Origin of the sequence: Pseudomonas savastanoi (assembly GCF_020917325.1) — a bacterium.
GTDB classification, from domain to species: domain Bacteria; phylum Pseudomonadota; class Gammaproteobacteria; order Pseudomonadales; family Pseudomonadaceae; genus Aquipseudomonas; species Aquipseudomonas amygdali.
Map to the genome: position 1 here is coordinate 3,938,501 of NZ_CP076652.1, position 17,119 is coordinate 3,955,619.

The 17,119-nt window shown below is 58.6% G+C and carries 17 protein-coding genes; 14 read left to right on the top strand and 3 right to left on the bottom strand.

Going from position 1 to position 17,119, the window contains the following annotated elements; translation table 11 throughout:
* The first annotated feature begins 26 nt into the window (after positions 1-26).
* Both KP808_RS16555 and KP808_RS16560 read left to right on the top strand, forming a co-directional pair.
* The gene (locus KP808_RS16555; protein WP_230016510.1) at positions 27-1,619 is read left to right on the top strand and encodes an Ig-like domain-containing protein; all 1,593 of its coding nucleotides are present in this window, start codon (positions 27-29) and stop codon (positions 1,617-1,619) included.
* Between the two features lie 91 nt (positions 1,620-1,710).
* Positions 1,711-2,169, top strand: coding sequence for a hypothetical protein (locus KP808_RS16560; RefSeq protein ID WP_230016511.1), 459 nt, complete (start codon positions 1,711-1,713; stop codon positions 2,167-2,169).
* 1 nt (position 2,170) lies between these two features.
* On the opposite strand, the gene KP808_RS16565 is transcribed toward KP808_RS16560, so the two are convergent.
* Positions 2,171-2,860, bottom strand: a complete 690-nt coding sequence (locus KP808_RS16565) for an alpha/beta family hydrolase (protein WP_230016512.1) — start codon at positions 2,858-2,860, stop codon at positions 2,171-2,173.
* 670 nt (positions 2,861-3,530) lie between these two features.
* Between KP808_RS16565 and ccoN the strand changes: the two genes are divergently transcribed.
* The 4 genes from ccoN to ccoP are packed head-to-tail and all read left to right on the top strand — an operon-like array spanning position 3,531 to position 6,752.
* A complete protein-coding gene (gene ccoN, locus KP808_RS16570; RefSeq protein WP_122258529.1) occupies positions 3,531-4,973 on the top strand; it encodes a cytochrome-c oxidase, cbb3-type subunit I in 1,443 nt (480 codons plus the stop codon).
* Positions 4,973-5,581, top strand: coding sequence for a cytochrome-c oxidase, cbb3-type subunit II (gene ccoO / locus KP808_RS16575; RefSeq protein ID WP_058409187.1), 609 nt, complete (start codon positions 4,973-4,975; stop codon positions 5,579-5,581). The genes ccoN and ccoO overlap by 1 nt, the downstream gene beginning before the upstream one ends.
* A 5-nt stretch (positions 5,582-5,586) precedes the next feature.
* Positions 5,587-5,778, top strand: a complete 192-nt coding sequence (locus KP808_RS16580; RefSeq protein ID WP_005744598.1) for a CcoQ/FixQ family Cbb3-type cytochrome c oxidase assembly chaperone — start codon at positions 5,587-5,589, stop codon at positions 5,776-5,778.
* Positions 5,775-6,752, top strand: coding sequence for a cytochrome-c oxidase, cbb3-type subunit III (gene ccoP / locus KP808_RS16585; protein WP_230016513.1), 978 nt, complete (start codon positions 5,775-5,777; stop codon positions 6,750-6,752). Before KP808_RS16580 ends, ccoP begins: the two co-directional genes overlap by 4 nt.
* A gap of 71 nt (positions 6,753-6,823) precedes the next feature.
* Here the strand turns inward: ccoP and KP808_RS16590 are convergent, their stop codons facing one another.
* Positions 6,824-8,395: a metallophosphoesterase gene (locus KP808_RS16590; protein ID WP_230016514.1), complete on the bottom strand. Its 1,572-nt coding sequence runs from the start codon at positions 8,393-8,395 to the stop codon at positions 6,824-6,826.
* A gap of 564 nt (positions 8,396-8,959) precedes the next feature.
* On the opposite strand from KP808_RS16590, the gene KP808_RS16595 reads away from it, so the two are divergent.
* The 8 genes from KP808_RS16595 (at position 8,960) to hemN (ending at position 16,501) form a co-directional block, all read left to right on the top strand.
* Positions 8,960-9,211 (top strand): type II toxin-antitoxin system prevent-host-death family antitoxin, encoded by a 252-nt coding sequence (locus KP808_RS16595; protein ID WP_057404212.1) that lies wholly within the window; start codon positions 8,960-8,962, stop codon positions 9,209-9,211.
* On the top strand, positions 9,211-9,663 hold the full coding sequence (locus KP808_RS16600; RefSeq protein WP_058402113.1) for a type II toxin-antitoxin system VapC family toxin: 453 nt from the start codon (positions 9,211-9,213) through the stop codon (positions 9,661-9,663). Before KP808_RS16595 ends, KP808_RS16600 begins: the two co-directional genes overlap by 1 nt.
* Positions 9,664-9,727: 64 nt before the next feature.
* A complete protein-coding gene (gene ccoG / locus KP808_RS16605) occupies positions 9,728-11,140 on the top strand; it encodes a cytochrome c oxidase accessory protein CcoG (protein WP_122280563.1) in 1,413 nt (470 codons plus the stop codon).
* A gap of 10 nt (positions 11,141-11,150) precedes the next feature.
* Positions 11,151-11,687, top strand: a complete 537-nt coding sequence (locus KP808_RS16610; RefSeq protein ID WP_122280564.1) for a FixH family protein — start codon at positions 11,151-11,153, stop codon at positions 11,685-11,687.
* Between the two features lie 2 nt (positions 11,688-11,689).
* Positions 11,690-14,164: a heavy metal translocating P-type ATPase gene (locus tag KP808_RS16615; RefSeq protein WP_122280565.1), complete on the top strand. Its 2,475-nt coding sequence runs from the start codon at positions 11,690-11,692 to the stop codon at positions 14,162-14,164.
* On the top strand, positions 14,143-14,346 hold the full coding sequence (gene ccoS / locus KP808_RS16620; RefSeq protein WP_122280566.1) for a cbb3-type cytochrome oxidase assembly protein CcoS: 204 nt from the start codon (positions 14,143-14,145) through the stop codon (positions 14,344-14,346). The genes KP808_RS16615 and ccoS overlap by 22 nt, the downstream gene beginning before the upstream one ends.
* Entirely contained in the window at positions 14,339-15,022 is a 684-nt protein-coding gene (locus tag KP808_RS16625) for a sulfite exporter TauE/SafE family protein (RefSeq protein WP_122280567.1), read from the top strand. The genes ccoS and KP808_RS16625 overlap by 8 nt, the downstream gene beginning before the upstream one ends.
* A 96-nt stretch (positions 15,023-15,118) precedes the next feature.
* A complete protein-coding gene (gene hemN / locus KP808_RS16630; RefSeq protein ID WP_122280568.1) occupies positions 15,119-16,501 on the top strand; it encodes an oxygen-independent coproporphyrinogen III oxidase in 1,383 nt (460 codons plus the stop codon).
* Between the two features lie 14 nt (positions 16,502-16,515).
* On the opposite strand, the gene KP808_RS16635 is transcribed toward hemN, so the two are convergent.
* Positions 16,516-16,986, bottom strand: a complete 471-nt coding sequence (locus tag KP808_RS16635; RefSeq protein ID WP_058402106.1) for a hypothetical protein — start codon at positions 16,984-16,986, stop codon at positions 16,516-16,518.
* Positions 16,987-17,119: the final 133 nt, after the last annotated feature.

Sequence of the window (17,119 nt, forward strand, 5' to 3'; positions counted from 1 at the left end):
AACTTTTAAACTTATAAGGAACACCCATGTATAACCTTGCGACTGAAAAAAAAGAAACCGTGCTGACTGCGCCAGTCATCGCAGCCGCCTTGAACGATGGGCTATTACCCATCGACAGTTTGAACACGCCCCTCGAAGTGCTGTTGAACGTCTGGCAAGGCGCGCGCCCTGGCTATACCTATCAGCTGTACTTCGATGGGGTGCTTATTGGTCTCAAGAAAGAGATCCTGCTTTCGCAGATGCCAGGTGACGACCTCATGCTGCACATTCCATCCGAGCTGTTGACCGAAGGCCGTCACTCTGTGGCTTACGCGGTCGAAAACCCGATCAATATGGTCGTCGAGTTTTCTGCCGAGACAGTTGTAATCGTAGACCTAACCCCGCCTGGCGATCCGCTGCTGGCCCCCATCATTTTTCCCACGCAGGTACAGAACGGTCTGACCTCAGAAGAACTGCAAACCATGGGTAACGTGCTTTCAGGGACGATTGCCAGCTACAACGGCATGCAGGAGGGCGATGTTGTCCGCACCTACTGGAATGATCTGCCCGGTCCGATGGCGGTGGTGAGCAGTGATGACGTGGGTCTTAAACGAACAATGGTCGACTTCGCCAGGCCGTTTCTGGAGTTGATCGGCGACATTGAGGCACCGGTTTACTACACGATTACAGATCTGGCAGGGAATCTGTCCATGGCCTCGGAGGCGGTGGACGTGAAGCTGCAACTCGCGCAAGCAACGCCCCTGCCCACCCCAACCATAAAAGAAGCCGCCGGCAACACGCTAGACCCGGCTAACGCCCCATCCGGGGCAACCGTAGTGATCGACGCCACCGCCAACCTGAAAGCCGGCGATCAGGTGATCGTGCAATGGCAAGGGCCCAACGGCAATGACACACGGGAAAAGACGCTGACCGGCGCGGACGCGGGCAAGACGCTGGAGGTAGTGTTTGCTGCGGCGCTGGTAACGGCAAACGCAGGGCAGACGGTGGCGGTTTCTTATGTGGTCAATCGCATCAATGGTCTGGTACAGGTATCCGACACACTGGCCTTGCAGATTCTGATGGGGCAGCCCGAGCTGGTGCTGGACACTTCGCCGGTTACGCTGGCCGGCAAGGTGTATCTGCTCCCAGGCTTGCCGGAACTGTTGCCGAACTTCCCGGCCGACACCACCCTTCAGCGTCAGGCCAGTGGCGGACAGGCGCCCTATCAGTACACATCGAGCAACCCGCTGGTCGCGAAAGTGGACAGCAACGGGCTGGCCTCGGTTCGAGGCAACGGCACGACCACCATTACGGCGACCGATGCTTCGGGCGCGAGTAAAAGCTACCTGATCACCGTCGTCGGCGTCATCCATTGCATCGGCCTGGGCAGCGGGAGCTTTTCTCAGATCAGCAAAAACGCAGGCAACAACGGCGCAAGGATTCCGACCATTCACGAACTGGTGGAGATCTATAACCTGTACGGCAATCGCTGGCCGATGGGCAACGGTAATTATTGGTCGTCCACTGTTTCAAGCGCCGGCATCGGGGGCTGGAACTGGTACTACGTGAAAAACATGGTCTCTGGCGGAAACTTCAAGTTGAAGAGCCACAACTCCAGTCTTGGCGTTGGCATCAGATGATCGAAAACTGATGAACCTGTAATCATCAAACAGGGCGTTACCCGAGAGGGCAGCGCCCTGCTTCTATTCATACGTTTCACAGAGTCAGGCCATGCACCACACCACATCCCCAGCCAAACGCTTTGTTCGTCCACCGTCCTGTGAAGGCATTTTTCAGGCCAGCGTCAACAAGCGACCGTTCAAGGTGCTTGCCCTGGCGGGCCAGTTGACCTTGCGGGCAGAGCTGGAGCAGGCACCCGAGCAGTGGGTATGGAAGCTGATCGTCGACGGCAAGGTGGGCACAAAACGAACGACTATCGGGCTGTTTCTGGACAACGACCTGAAACCCGGTGATCACAATCTGCCAGGCCATGCCCAGATCAAAGTGATTTACAACGAGACGCAGCATCGGCAGAACACCCTCTATCATTCGGCACACTTTCAAAACGGCACCCTGAGCCTGTTGGAAGCCAATCCCTATACTCTGCGCCTGCGCGGACGCTTCAGTTTCAGCATGTCATCGATTAATTTCGAAGTGACCAACGGCTTTTTCGACGTACATTGCCGATAAATCAGGTGCGCAGAAAGCGGGCAATCACTTGCGCCGACTCGACCAGGCATTGTTCATGGCTGATACCTGCGACTTTCAATGGTTTGAGGTCGTGATTGGCGGTCGGCAACCAGTGCAGTTGAATGGCGCTGGACAACGCATAACCCTCCACTGCTTCGCGATTACCCAACGCATCGCGCTCGCCCTGAACGATCAGAGCAGGTGTCTTCAATTCAGCCAGATGGGCCACGCGCGGTTTCTCCGGCTTGCCCACGGCATAGAACGGATACCCTAGGCAAACCAGCGCATCCGCCTCGATCTCATCGGCAATCAGGCTGGCCATTCGCCCGCCCATCGACTTGCCGCCAACAGCCAGTCGCCCAGCCACAAAAGGCCTGACCAAGGCATAGACCTCTCGCCAGCATTCCAGCAATTGCGCCTGCGGATTGGGCGGACGCTTGCTGCCGCCGTGACGCCGCAGGGCCATGTAAGGAAACTCGAAGCGCAGGACGCTGACGCCTTGCGCCGCAATATCGGTGGCCATGTGGCTCATGAAATCGCTGTCCATCGGTGCGCCTGCGCCATGTGCCAGCAGCAAGGTGGGCGCCTCCTGCGCGTCTGCCCGCAGGGTGGGCGTCCATAACCAGCCTTTTTCGTTGATCAGTTGCAGCCATTGATCCTTGCCGATGCCGGGCTGTGGGCCTTTGCTCATGCTTGCCTCGTTCAGATGAGTCTCAGAGTAGCCCGCTACTATAACCGCGAAGCCTGCGTGAATCGCGCAAGCGCAGAGCGCGTGGACGCATCGACAGGGACGCCCTGCCGGACAGCCACCATTCAGGTCCGCCCGGTTAATCTGTCAAGGTGCACAAGGTAAAAGTACCAAGGCGATGAGCGCCCCAAACCTGACACCGCCGGGCGGTTTCATTGACGGTACTGGCCTCGCACAATTGCAACAGAACCGCTGAGTCGGTCGCCAGAGTCATATGCCTGCTCAGGCCAGTTTGCTGGGCTATGACAGATGCAACCGCCGATTGAACATGCGTGACAGTCTTTGCGCGAGTCCTGATCAACTCGTCTGTACGCGAGGGTCGACACCGCTTTGCTCCAATCCAGCGGCGATGCGTGAACTCCGCACCCTGCAACGGGGTGCGGAATACTCGCTGACAATACAACGCAGATTATCCGCTCCGCGTTGCGGCTTCCCACACCCTTCTTTCAAAGCTAAACTCGTCGACACACGTCTGCTGCAACCATTTGACGCTCGCTAATGTGCCTGTCTGTTCCTGCCCCTGCCTTTTCGTGTGCCTCGATGCCATTTCCAGCGATGCATCGCCCGAGCCCGATTACGTCTGCGGTCAACATCTGAATCGTGGAAGTCTGTAATGAACACAACAACCAGTCCGACGACCTACAACTACACAGTGGTGCGCCAGTTTGCCATCATGACCGTGGTCTGGGGCGTGATCGGCATGAGCCTGGGCGTGTTCATTGCTTCGCAACTGGTCTGGCCAGGGCTTAACCTGGAACTTGAATGGACCACCTTCGGACGCCTGCGGCCGTTGCACACCAATCTGGTGATCTTTGCGTTCGGTGGCTGCGCACTGTTTGCCACCTCTTATTACGTGGTGCAGCGCACCTGTCAGACGCGGCTTGTTTCCGATGGCCTGGCGGCGTTTACCTTCTGGGGCTGGCAAGCCGTAATTGTCGGCGCCATCGTGACGCTGCCCATGGGCTATACCACCACCAAGGAATATGCCGAACTTGAATGGCCGGTGGCGATTCTGCTGGCGATCGTCTGGGCCGCCTACGCTGCAGTGTTTTTCGGCACCATCGTCAAACGCCGGACCCGGCATATCTATGTCGCCAACTGGTTTTACGGCGCATTCATCGTGGTGACCGGCATGCTGCACATCGTCAACCACATCTCGCTGCCGGTCAGCCTGTTCAAATCCTATTCGGCCTACGCCGGAGCGACCGACGCCATGATCCAGTGGTGGTACGGGCACAATGCCGTAGGTTTTTTCCTGACCACCGGCTTTCTCGGCATGATGTATTACTTCGTGCCCAAACAGGCCGAGCGCCCGGTGTACTCCTATCGTTTGTCCATCGTGCACTTCTGGGCATTGATCACCCTGTATATCTGGGCCGGTCCGCACCATCTGCACTACACCGCCCTGCCAGACTGGGCGCAGTCGCTGGGCATGGTCATGTCGATCATTCTGCTGGTACCCAGCTGGGGCGGGATGATCAACGGCATGATGACGCTGTCGGGTGCATGGCATAAGTTGCGGACCGATTCGATACTGCGCTTTCTCGTGGTTTCGCTGGCGTTCTATGGCATGTCGACCTTTGAAGGCCCGATGATGGCAATCAAGACCGTCAACTCGCTGTCGCACTACACCGACTGGACCATCGGTCACGTGCATGCCGGGGCACTGGGCTGGGTGGCGATGATTACCATCGGGTCGGTTTATCACATGATTCCGAAACTCTACGCCCGTCCGCACATGCACAGCGTCAGCCTGATCAACACGCATTTCTGGCTCGCGACCGTGGGCACCGTGCTGTACATCACCTCGATGTGGGTCAATGGCATTACCCAGGGCTTGATGTGGCGTGCAGTGAACGACGACGGCACGCTGACCTATTCCTTCATCGAAACCATGCAGGCCAGTCACTCGGGCTACATCGTGCGGGCCATAGGCGGTGCCATCTTCACCAGCGGCATGCTGCTGATGGCCTACAACGTGATACGTACCGTGCGCGCCTCTGACCCGCAGGCGGTCGAGGCCGCTGCGCGCATTTCCGTCGTGGGAGCGCATTGATGAAACATGATGTGCTCGAAAAAAACATCGGCCTGCTGGCCTTCTTCATGGTCGTTGCCGTGAGTATCGGCGGGCTGACGCAGATCGTCCCGCTGTTTTTTCAGGATGTGACCAATCAACCGATCGAAGGCATGAAGCCACGCAGCGCGCTTGAAGTAGAGGGCCGTGATGTGTTCATCGCCAATGGTTGCGTAGGCTGCCACTCGCAGATGATCCGGCCATTACGCGCCGAAACCGAACGCTACGGGCATTACTCGGTAGCAGGCGAAAGCGTCTGGGATCACCCTTTCCTGTGGGGCTCCAAACGCACCGGGCCGGACCTGGCACGGATCGGCGGTCGTTACTCGGACGAGTGGCACCGTGTGCATCTGAATAACCCACGGGACGTGGTCCCAACGTCGATCATGCCCGCCTATCCGTTTCTGGCCGAGAAAAAGATCGACAGCACGCAGACGGCGAAAAAGCTGCAAGTGCTGCGCACCCTTGGCACCCCGTACACCGACGCAGACATCGCCGGTGCGGCGGCGGCCGTGCAGGGCAAGACCGAAATGGACGCGCTGGTGGCCTATCTGCAAGGCCTCGGCACGCTCATCAAGAGCAAACGGTGAACATGATGGACATCGGAATGATTCGAGGCCTTGGCACACTGGTCGTGATGGTGGCGTTCATCGGCCTGATGCTGTGGGTGTTCAGCCCTGCCCGCAAGGCACACTTCGACGATGCGACCCTGTTGCCTTTCGCGGATGACCCCGAGGCCATCGGCAAGGTCGAGCGCGCCAGAGCTGAACGGGAAGACCAACCATGAGTACGTTCTGGAGCCTGTACGTCGCGGTCCTGACGCTGGGCACAATCATCGCCATGCTCTGGCTGCTGCTGTCCACGCGCAAAGGTCAGCCCGACGAACCGACAGATGAAACCGTCGGCCATACGTTCGACGGTATCGAGGAGTACGACAACCCACTGCCCAGATGGTGGTTCTATCTATTCGTAGCGACCATCGTCTTTGCGCTGGGCTATCTAGTCCTGTACCCGGGCCTGGGCAACTGGCAGGGTTTGCTGCCGGGTTACGACTATCGGGACAAGGACAGCAAGACGCAATTCTCCGACGGCAGGCAAGGCTGGAGCAGTGTCCACGAATGGGAACGGGAAGTGGCTGTTGCCGAAGCACGCTACGGCCCGCTGTTCGCCAAATACGCCGCCATGCCCGTCGAGGAGGTGGCCAAAGACCCGCAGGCGCTGAAAATCGGTGCTCGCCTGTTTGCCTCCAACTGCTCGGTCTGCCATGGCTCTGACGCGAAAGGCGCCTACGGCTTTCCCAATCTGACCGATGCCGACTGGCGTTGGGGCGGCGATGCCCAGGCGATCAAGACGTCGATCATGGCCGGGCGCATGGGCGTGATGCCCGCCCTGGGCGAAGTGCTGGGTGAACAGGGTGTGCGTGATGTGTCGGCCTACGTGCTGACCCAACTGGACGCCCGGCAGTTGCCCGAAGGTGCCAAAGCTGACCCGGTCGCGGGCCAGAAGACCTTCGCGACACTCTGCGTTGCCTGTCACGGGCCAGAAGGCAAGGGAATGCCGATCCTCGGCGCGCCGGACCTGACGCACCCCAACGCGTTTATCTACGGTTCCAGCTTCGCGCAGTTGCAGCAGACCATTCGCGATGGCCGCCAGGGCCAGATGCCCGCTCAGCAGGCACTGCAAGGCAATGACCGGGTTCACATTCTGGCTGCCTATGTTTACAGCCTGTCCCGCCAGGAGAAACCTGCTGAAAAAGAGTGATACGGCTCTTACAGACAGTGCGCCTGGCGTCGTGACGGCCTGAAACCCTCACGACTGCCATTGCCGACACATCAAGGCTTGGAACCGCACTTCATCCTCATGCCGTTCAAAGCCGTATCGTCGTCGTACTTATCATCATCGTCCCCCTGATAGTCTTCGACGCGTGTTTCAAAACCGATAGCAACCATTCCGGCAGGACAGCGGAAAGTTTTTTTCCAAACGCCATAACTTGTGTCATAGGCTGCGGCTATGGACTGTCCCCCTTCACAAACAAACCTGACAGAGTCCACTGCTGTGTCGTCTCCGTCCCCTTGAGAGGGCTCCATTTTCAACTGAAATCCAACGATCGCCTGGTCGGCAGGGCACTTCCTGTATCCTGAAAAAGTCCCCCATCCTCCTTCTTTGCTTCTCAGGCCGACATCATCGTGGCAGTACATAACGATCGCATTGACGGCCGTATCGTCATCGTCGCCCTGCCATTTTTCCCCCTTTACATCAAAAGCGTTTATGTACAGTCCACTTGGACACAGTGCCGATGGCCCCCAGGTCCCCCAACTCCCCGCATTGTCATATTCGTCGGTTGGTGGAGTTTTAACTGATTGTTTGAGAGGAAACACACCCAGATGTTGCGCGGTCTCGGGCGTATTATTTCTAACGAGCCAGACGGAAATTTTTCTTGAGCTCTCATCAATATCGGTGATGAGAAAAGTCTCTTCAGTTGCCGAACCACTCAGAAAAACAGGCACCCCTTCATAGGGACTTGGATATATTCCGGCAGCGGTGTGAAAGTGACCTGCAAAAATGGCTGAGACATCATACTCCTTTAACAGGTTACGAAATTTAGTGAGGATAGCTTGAGTACGTGGATCGGATGTCCGGGTCCATTCCTCTGCGTCATGCATACCAATAATGACAAATTTTCCATTATCCCTTGCATGAATCAGCTGATTCTCCAGCCAGCCATTCTCAACGGGTGACAAAATATCAAACTCATTTGTTGTCCATACACCTGAAGAATAAAACCAGTTTGTATACGAAGGATCCAAATTCAGCTGAATGTACCGCACACTTCCAAAATCCTTAAAGTACGCAAAGCTTCCTGAATACTTTTTGGTGGTATGAATAAGTCCGCTTTCATTAACGCTATAATCCATCCGATTACCGCCCATCCGGCCTGCAAGGTCCTCCATACTGTCTCGGGCGCAGCCATTATTTTCACAGCCGTCTATATTATTCTTGTAATCATGATTACCCAGTCCAAAATACCAATTCGTCGACAATATTGAATCCAGTGTCCCGTACAAAAATGCCCTTTCCTCGCCATGGCCAAACGCCGTCATGTCTCCGTTTATGATGACCGGGTTATTGCCGGTCCCGCCCATGGCTCCGGCACGCCATTTTTGTATCGCAGAATATTGATTTCTGACGAGGTCTTCAGTACTAACCTCGTTAACCGAGGAGCGGGATTGCAGTAGGACGTCCTGCGATTGCTGGTGCGGCAAAGCGCCCAGACTGTCCTCTGTGTTTTTTTTATCCTTTGACCAAGGGTATTGAGGGTCAGAAGCAAATATAATATGCCTTATTATGCCCTTAGGCCCGACCCCGCCCGTGCTCACCACAGCGTCTGGGCTTTCATTTTTCACATCACTAACGCACCCGCACATCAATAACAATGTGCTGAACAACGCACAAGGAAAAAGCCTGTAGTTAGACATATCAAAACCCTCATGAAAACTAAAATCCCAGAACCCAAACGCGGACAGAAAGCGTTACTCAGAGCATTTCGGCTGTATTCATTATTACAAACATCTGCTGAAACTCTACTATCAGAACTGATAGGTCGGCTATTGGATACCGACGGCAGTTCTTTGAGTGACACACGGCACGACGTTTTTTAACAAGCAACCCAGTCATAGGGGCTGCTTATTACTCCACGCCTACGTGACGGGCTTCGGTAATAAATTTCGCCTTTCTACAATCTGAAATACCAAGAGAAGCTGACGACGCGCATTGACGCGCATGCAGATAAGCACTGCATAACGCTGCGTCAGGAACCATCAGATCAAGTGGATTTTTAGCATCGGGATACCAGGCAAGCAGTGCGCGGTAGTAATGTGCGTCACTGCACGCATTGTAGTTACATCTCTACACGCTTAGAATTGCTCATTATGACAACGATGTGTCTGCCCATTCCGGAGGTCGCTTTCATGACAACTACCCTCTCAAGCCGCGAATTCAACCAAGACACCAGCGGGGCCAAGAAGGCCGCGAATGAAGGCCCGGTGTTCATTACCGACCGAGGCCGCCCTGCCCATGTGCTGCTTTCGATCGAGGCGTACCTGCAACTGACCGGCAGTGCAGCGAGCATCGCTGACCTGTTGATCATGCCGACGCACCTCGATATCGAATTCGAGCCGCAACGGGCTGTCATCACGACTCGACCGGTTGATTTGTCCTGATGTTCCTGCTCGACACCGACGTGGTGTCAGAACTCAGAAAACGCAACGCCGATGCGAACGTGCTCCGTTGGTCGCGAACCCAGATGGCGTCCAGCCTGTTCATCTCGTCCATCACGATTCTTGAGCTCGAAACAGGTATCCTGCGTATCGAACGCCGCGACCCGGCACAGGGCACAGCATTGCGAATGTGGCTTGAGCAGCATGTATTGAAAGCGTTCGCCGGGCGTATCCTGACAGTCGACACTCAGGTCGCAAGGCGCTGCGCCCAACTGCATGTCCCCGACCCGCGCAGCGAATGCGATGCGTTGATCGCGGCTACTGCGCTGGTGCATGGCATGACCGTGGTCACACGCAACACAATCGACTTTCAGTCGTGCGGAGTCGCGCTGCTCAACCCCTGGGTCAGCCAGTTGAATGAAGAAGCGGCCGTTTACTCACGTGCGTCACGTTGAACGCGGATGTAAACCTGCCTGACCTGTATCGGCCCGGGCTACTCAACCGCCGCTGGACCCATCAATGAGCAACCAGATTCCAGTACACGACATCACACCGCCATCCGAAAAAAGCGGCGAATTCATCGACCTCTATGCCTCGCGCGAGAAAATCCACACCCGCGCGTTCAAAGGTCTGTTTCGCAATGTGCGCATGCTGGGCGGTGCCGTGTTGTTGCTTATCTTTTTTGGCACGGTCTGGCTGAATCGCAGCGGGCACCAGGCGGTCTGGTGGGACCTGCCGCAACGCAAGTTCTACATCTTCGGCGCGACGTTCTGGCCGCAGGATTTCATCCTGTTGTCCGGCATTCTGATCGTTGCAGCCTTCGGGCTGTTCTTCATCACGGTCTATGCCGGACGGGTATGGTGCGGCTACACCTGCCCGCAAAGCGTCTGGACCTGGATGTTCATGTGGTGCGAGAAAGTCACCGAGGGCGACCGCAACCAGCGCATCAGGCTTGACCATGCCCCGATGAGCACCGGCAAACTGGCGCGCAAGCTCGCCAAGCACAGCCTGTGGCTGCTGATCGGCTTTGCGACGGGCATGACCTTCGTGGGTTACTTCTCTCCCATTCGCGACTTGTGCATTGATCTGTTCACGGGCGAAGCGGATGGCTGGGCGTATTTCTGGGTCGGCTTCTTCACCCTGGCCACTTACCTCAATGCAGGCTGGCTGCGCGAGCAGGTGTGCATCTATATGTGCCCCTACGCGCGGTTCCAGAGCGTGATGTTCGACAAGGACACGCTGATCATCTCCTACGACCCGAATCGTGGCGAAACCCGCGGGCCGCGTAAAAAGGAAGCCGATCACCGTGCTCAGGGCATGGGTGACTGCATCGACTGCACGATGTGCGTTCAGGTCTGCCCGACCGGCATCGACATTCGCGACGGCCTGCAGGTCGAATGTATCGGCTGCGCGGCCTGTGTCGATGCCTGCGATACAGTCATGGACAAGATGGATTACCCTCGCGGACTGATTCGCTACACCACCGAGCATAATCTTTCCGGGCAGCGCACCCGCACCTTGCGCCCACGCCTGATCGGTTATGCACTGGTCCTGCTGCTGATGATCGGGCTACTGACCACAGCCTTCTGCATGCGCACCCTGGTGGGTCTGGATGTCAGCAAGGACCGTATGCTGTTCCGGGAAAACGCCGAAGGCCGTATTGAAAACGTCTACACCGTGAAAGTGATGAACAAGGATCAGGTGGATCATGACTATGTGCTGGAGGCCAGCGGCCTGCCCGACCTGAAACTGCAGGGCCGCAGGGAAATCAGCGTCCCGGCAGGCGAGATCATCAGCCTGCCGGTGGAGCTCTCCAGCGCGCCGGAAAAACTCCCGGCACACAGCAACGAAGTCACCTTTACCCTCAAGGGCATCGACAGCGACACACGCGTCGACACCAAAAGCCGCTTCATCGGCCCACCCCTTCGTTAAGAGCACCGTCATGCCCGTTGCGACTGCTGCAAGCCCTTGGTACAGGCACCTCTGGCCATGGATCATCATCGCCATTCTGACCTGCTCGGTGACGTTGAGCCTGTCGATGGTGTTCATCGCAGTGAGCAACCCTGACCCGCTGGTCACCGATAACTACTACGAAGCCGGCAAGGGCATCAATCGCTCGCTGAATAGGGAAATGCTTGCGCAAAACCTCAAACTGCACGCCCGTCTGCATCTGGACGAGTTGACCGGCGAGGTCGTGTTACACCTGAGCGGCATCAGCACGCCGGAGCGTCTGGAGCTGAACCTCATTTCCCCGACGCGCCCCGACAGTGATCGCCGCGTGTTCCTGACCCGCAGTCCGTCCGAACCGGGCCGTTACATCGGGCAGTTGCAGGACCGGGTCGAGGGTCGGCGCTTTGTGGAGCTGCTGGGTGTCGAAGGCGACCAGACCTGGCGTCTGTTCGAAGAAGAACAGGTCGGCGCTGCTGACCTGACCCTGGGCGACGAACCACTGCAAGCCGCACAACGCCGGAAAGACTGAACATGGCAACGTTGCCCCCTGCCACTCCAATGCGCTGTTACCACTGCGGCCTGCCCGTTCCAGCCGGTGGCCATTTCACGGCGGTTGTGCTCGGTGAGTCCCGAGAGCTTTGCTGCCCCGGCTGTCAGGCGGTGGCCGAGGCCATCGTCGCCAGCGGTCTGGAAAGCTACTACCGCCATCGCAGCGAGGCCTCGGCCAACCCGGAAAGCCTGCCCACGCAATTGATCGATGAGCTGGCACTCTACGACCGCCCTGAAGTACAGGCACCGTTCGTGCGCCACGACGGCGATTTGTCAGAAGCCACTTTGCTTGTCGAGGGCATCAGTTGCGCAGCCTGCGGCTGGTTGATCGAAAAACGCCTGAGCCGCTTGGCCGCAGTGGCCGAAGCGCGCATGAACCTCTCCACCCATCGCCTGCACGTACGATGGCGCGGCGACCAGCTTGCCCTCAGTCAGTTGCTGAGCGAACTGCACGCAATTGGTTATGTCGCTCACCCTTGGCAGGCCGATCGCGCCGCCGAGCGTCTGGCAATTGAAAACCGGCTGGCGTTACGGCAACTGGGAGTCGCCGGCCTGCTGTGGTTTCAGGCAATGATGGCAACCATGGCGACATGGCCGGAGTTCAACATCGACCTCAGCCCGCAGATGCACACCATCCTGCGATGGGTGGCGCTGTTTCTGACCACTCCGATCGTGTTCTACAGTTGCGCACCGTTCTTCCGCGGCGCGTTGCGCGACCTGCGCAGCCGTCAACTGACGATGGACGTCTCGGTGTCGCTGGCAATAGGCGCGGCGTATGTCGCCGGTATCTGGACTGCGGTCACCGGCGCTGGCGAATTGTATTTCGATGCGGTGGGCATGTTTGCATTGTTCCTGCTGGCCGGACGCTACCTGGAGCGCCGCGCCCGCGAGCGCACGGCGGCAGCCACGGCGCAACTGGTCAACCTGTTGCCCGCCTCATGCCTGCGCCTTGGTGACGATGGCCAGAACCAGCGCATCATGCTCAGCGAGCTGCGTTTGACTGATCGTGTATTAGTGCGCCCCGGTGCGGTGATACCGGCTGACGGCAGGATCCTCGAAGGTTATTCCAGCATCGATGAGTCCCTGCTGACCGGCGAGTACCTGCCACAAACGCGCGGCGCGGGCGACGCTGTCACCGCAGGAACGTTGAATGTCGAGAGTCCGCTGACCATTGCCGTGTCGGCGCTGGGTCAGGAAACCCGTCTTTCGGCCATTGTCCGCCTGCTCGAACGCGCCCAAGCGCAGAAGCCCCGTCTCGCGCAGATCGCCGACCGGGCTGCACAGACCTTTCTGCTGTTTTCGCTGATGGCGGCGGCACTGATCGGTGTTGTCTGGTGGCAAATCGACGCATCCCGCGCGTTCTGGATTGTCCTGGCAATGCTCGTCGCCACCTGCCCCTGCGCGCTGTCGTTGGCAACGCCGACCGCGCTGACAGCAGCCACCGGCACGCTGCACAAGCTTGGTCTGTTGCTGACCCGAGGTCATGTGCTGGAGGGCCTGAATCAGATCGACACAGTCATCTTCGACAAGACCGGCACCCTGACCGAGGGACGTCTGGCGCTGCGCAGCATTCACCCGCTACGCGAACTGGACGCCAACCGCTGCCTGGAGCTGGCGGCTGCATTGGAAAACCGTTCCGAGCACCCCATTGCCCGCGCCTTTGGTCGAGCGTCAAGGGCTGCCGAAGAGGTGCGCAGCACACCGGGGCTAGGGCTGGAAGGATGGGTTGACGGGAAACTGCTGCGCATCGGCCAGGCGGCGTTTGTCTGTGCGCCGAGCGGCACTGAAGCGCCGGTGATCACCGATGAGTCCGGCCAGTGGCTATTGCTGGGCGATGCGCAAGGGCCGCTGGCCTGGCTGGTACTCGACGATCGACTGCGCGACGATGCCAGCACCTTGTTACAGACCTGCAAGGCGCGAGGCTGGAAAACGCTGCTGCTGTCCGGAGACAGCTCGCCGATGGTCGCCAGTGTCGCGCAGGCGCTGGGGATAGACGAAGCGCGTGGCGGCATGCGCCCGGACGACAAGCTGGAGGTGCTGCGACAACTTCAGGCCCAGGGACGCAAAGTGCTGATGATCGGTGACGGGGTGAATGACGTCCCGGTCATGGCCGCTGCCGACATCAGTGTGGCAATGGGCTCGGCCACCGACCTTGCAAAAACCAGCGCTGACGCCGTGCTGCTGTGCAACCGTTTGCCGGTGCTGATCGACGCACTGAATCTGGCCCGACGCACGCGCAGCGTCATTATCGAAAATCTGCTCTGGGCCGGCCTGTACAATGGCCTCATGCTGCCATTCGCGGCACTGGGCTGGATCACCCCGGTGTGGGCGGCCATCGGCATGTCGCTCAGTTCATTGACCGTAGTGCTCAACGCCTTGCGCCTGACCCGTATGCCGCGCCGCGCCCTCACATCACAATCTGCCCCGGAGGTTTCATGCCCGCGCTTTACATCATGATCCCTGCTGCGCTGCTGCTGGTGGGTGTCGCGATCTACGTGTTCTTCTGGGCGGTGGACAGCGGCCAGTACGACGATATGGAAGGCCCGGCGCACAGCATATTGTTCGATGATCCGCCGCCGGTGGATCATGCCCGGCCAGAACCGCAACGGCCTGGCGCTGACGAGAAACACGATGTTTGAACTTGCTTCGACGCTGCTCTCGGCGCTCATTCTCGGGCTGCTGGGCGGCGGCCATTGCCTGGGGATGTGTGGCGGCCTGATGGGGGCGCTGACACTGGCCATTCCCAAGGAACAGCGCAGCCGTCGATTCCGGCTGCTGCTGGCCTATAACCTTGGGCGCATTCTCAGTTACACGGTTGCTGGCCTGGGTTCCGGGCTGGTCGGCTGGGCAGTCGCGCAAAGTCCGCTGGCAACGGGTATGCGGGTCATCGCCGCAGTGTTGCTGATCGTAATGGGGCTTTATCTGGCCGGCTGGTGGAGCGGGCTGACGCATATCGAGCGCCTGGGCCGAGGCCTGTGGCGATACCTGCAACCGCTGGCCAGTCGCTTACTGCCGGTGTCCAGCCTGCCCCGCGCCTTGTTGCTCGGCGCGCTGTGGGGCTGGCTGCCCTGCGGGCTGGTTTACAGCGCCCTGCTCTGGGCCGCCAGCCAGGGTAATCCTCTCCACAGCGCTCTGCTGATGCTGGCCTTCGGGCTGGGCACCTGGCCCGTTCTGCTGGCCACCGGACTTGCCGCCGAGAGCACCACTGCCCTGCTGCGCCAGCGGGGTGTTCGCATGGCCGGAGGGTTGCTGGTGATCGTGTTTGGTCTCTGGACCTTGCCGGGGCCGCATCAGCATTGGCTGATGGGGCACTGAGGCCGGGCAGCTCATCCCGCTTGATCCACGTCAACGCCCGGCCTTGAGCGCTTGCGTATGCTCACGACATCGCCAGCCTGACCGGGAAACGTGCGCATGCTTGACGCCATTCGTTGGGATTCAGACCTGATCCATCGCTACGATGTGGCAGGACCGCGCTACACGTCCTATCCGACAGCAGTGCAACTTCACACACAGGTAGGCGCATTCGACCTGTTGCATGCACTGCGGGAAAGCCGCAAGGCGTTGCGCCCGCTGTCGCTTTATGTGCATCTGCCCTTCTGCGCGAACATTTGTTACTACTGTGCCTGCAACAAGGTCATCACCAAGGACCGCGGACGCGCCCAGGCTTACCTGCAGCGGCTAGAACACGAAATACAGATGCTCGCCTGCCACCTGGCACCCGATCAGGTGGTGGAGCAACTGCACTTGGGTGGCGGCACGCCGACCTTCCTGAGTCATGATGAACTGCGCCGGTTGATGGCGCAGCTGCGCGCGCATTTCAACTTGCTGGAGGATGACTCCGGCGACTATGGCATCGAGATTGACCCTCGCGAAGCGGACTGGTCGACCATGGGCCTGCTGCGCGAGCTGGGTTTCAACCGGGTCAGCCTTGGCGTGCAGGACCTGGACCCGACCGTGCAACGGGCGATAAACCGCATGCAGAGCCTGGAGGAAACCCGCGCCATCGTCGAAGCCGCCCGCACGCTGCAGTTTCGTTCTGTGAATATCGACCTGATCTACGGCCTTCCCAGACAAACCCCGCAAGCGTTCAGCCGCACAGTGGATGAAATCATCGAATTACAGCCCGACCGGCTGTCTGTGTTCAACTACGCCCACCTGCCGGAACGCTTCATGCCGCAGCGGCGCATCGAAACGGCCGAACTGCCGGATGCCCGGAGCAAACTGCTCATGCTCGAACGCACCGTCGAGCAACTGGGCAGCGCCGGTTATCGCTACATCGGCATGGACCATTTCGCCCTACCCGACGATGAGCTGGCCATCGCCCAGGAAGACCTGACCCTGCAACGCAATTTTCAGGGCTACACCACGCATGGTCATTGTGATCTGATCGGGCTGGGCGTCTCGGCCATCAGCCAGATCGGCGGGCTGTACAGTCAGAACAGCAGCGACCTGAGCGACTATCAAAGGCTGCTGGACAGCGACCAGCCAGCAACCAGACGAGGGCTGATGTGCAGCGCTGACGACCGGATCAGACGCGCAGTCATTCAGCAGTTGATCTGCCACTTCATGCTGGATTTCGCCGAGATTGAAAAAACATTTTCCATCGATTTCAGAGACTATTTCAGCGATGCGTGGCCACAACTGCTTGGCATGGCAGAGGACGGGCTGATTGCGTTGAGCGATGCAGGGATTGAAGTCAGACCGGCAGGCCGGTTGCTGGTGCGTGCTGTGTGCATGGTCTTCGATGCGTACCTGACCCGGCAGAACAGACAGCAGTTCTCGCGGGTGATATGACCAGCGGCCTGATTCTACATTTTGGCCAGAACCAGCATGCCCGCCTTGATCTTGTCGGCGTCGCTGGAGTTCAGGCTATTCATCAGCGTCGACAAATCGGCCGTGGAATTGCTCACCTGCGCCTGCAATGTGGTGAGCACGGTCTGTAGCGCCGCGGCTTTGGTGCGGCGCTCCTCGGGACTCAGACTCGGGTCCTTCAAAGCCTTCTGGATCTGCTCCATGGTTTCCGCGATCCTGCGCTGAAGCTCGCGAATCGCCTTGAGGATCTTCTGCACAGAAGACGGCAGGCCGCTCTGCTCGATATCGGCGTTTCTGGAAGACGACGCAGCTGCGGCCTTGCCCGCTGACGACAGATTGACTTCTACACCCTTTGCCTCACCTGCAGGCGCCTCGACGCTGCTTTCGCTGGTCTGGCTGCTGTACGTAATCTGCGAGGTCGCAGTACGTATCGTAATACTGTTGATCAACGGAAGTGTCGTTGACATGCCAAGGCATCCTGGTTCATCCAAGGGAATACAGGCGTATCGGCAGCCGCTGCGGAACCTTGATGGTGCAGAAGTCTTTGTAGGCTGGCCCCGACAAGCAAGGGTGAGTTACCCTTACGGCTTATGTGTGTTT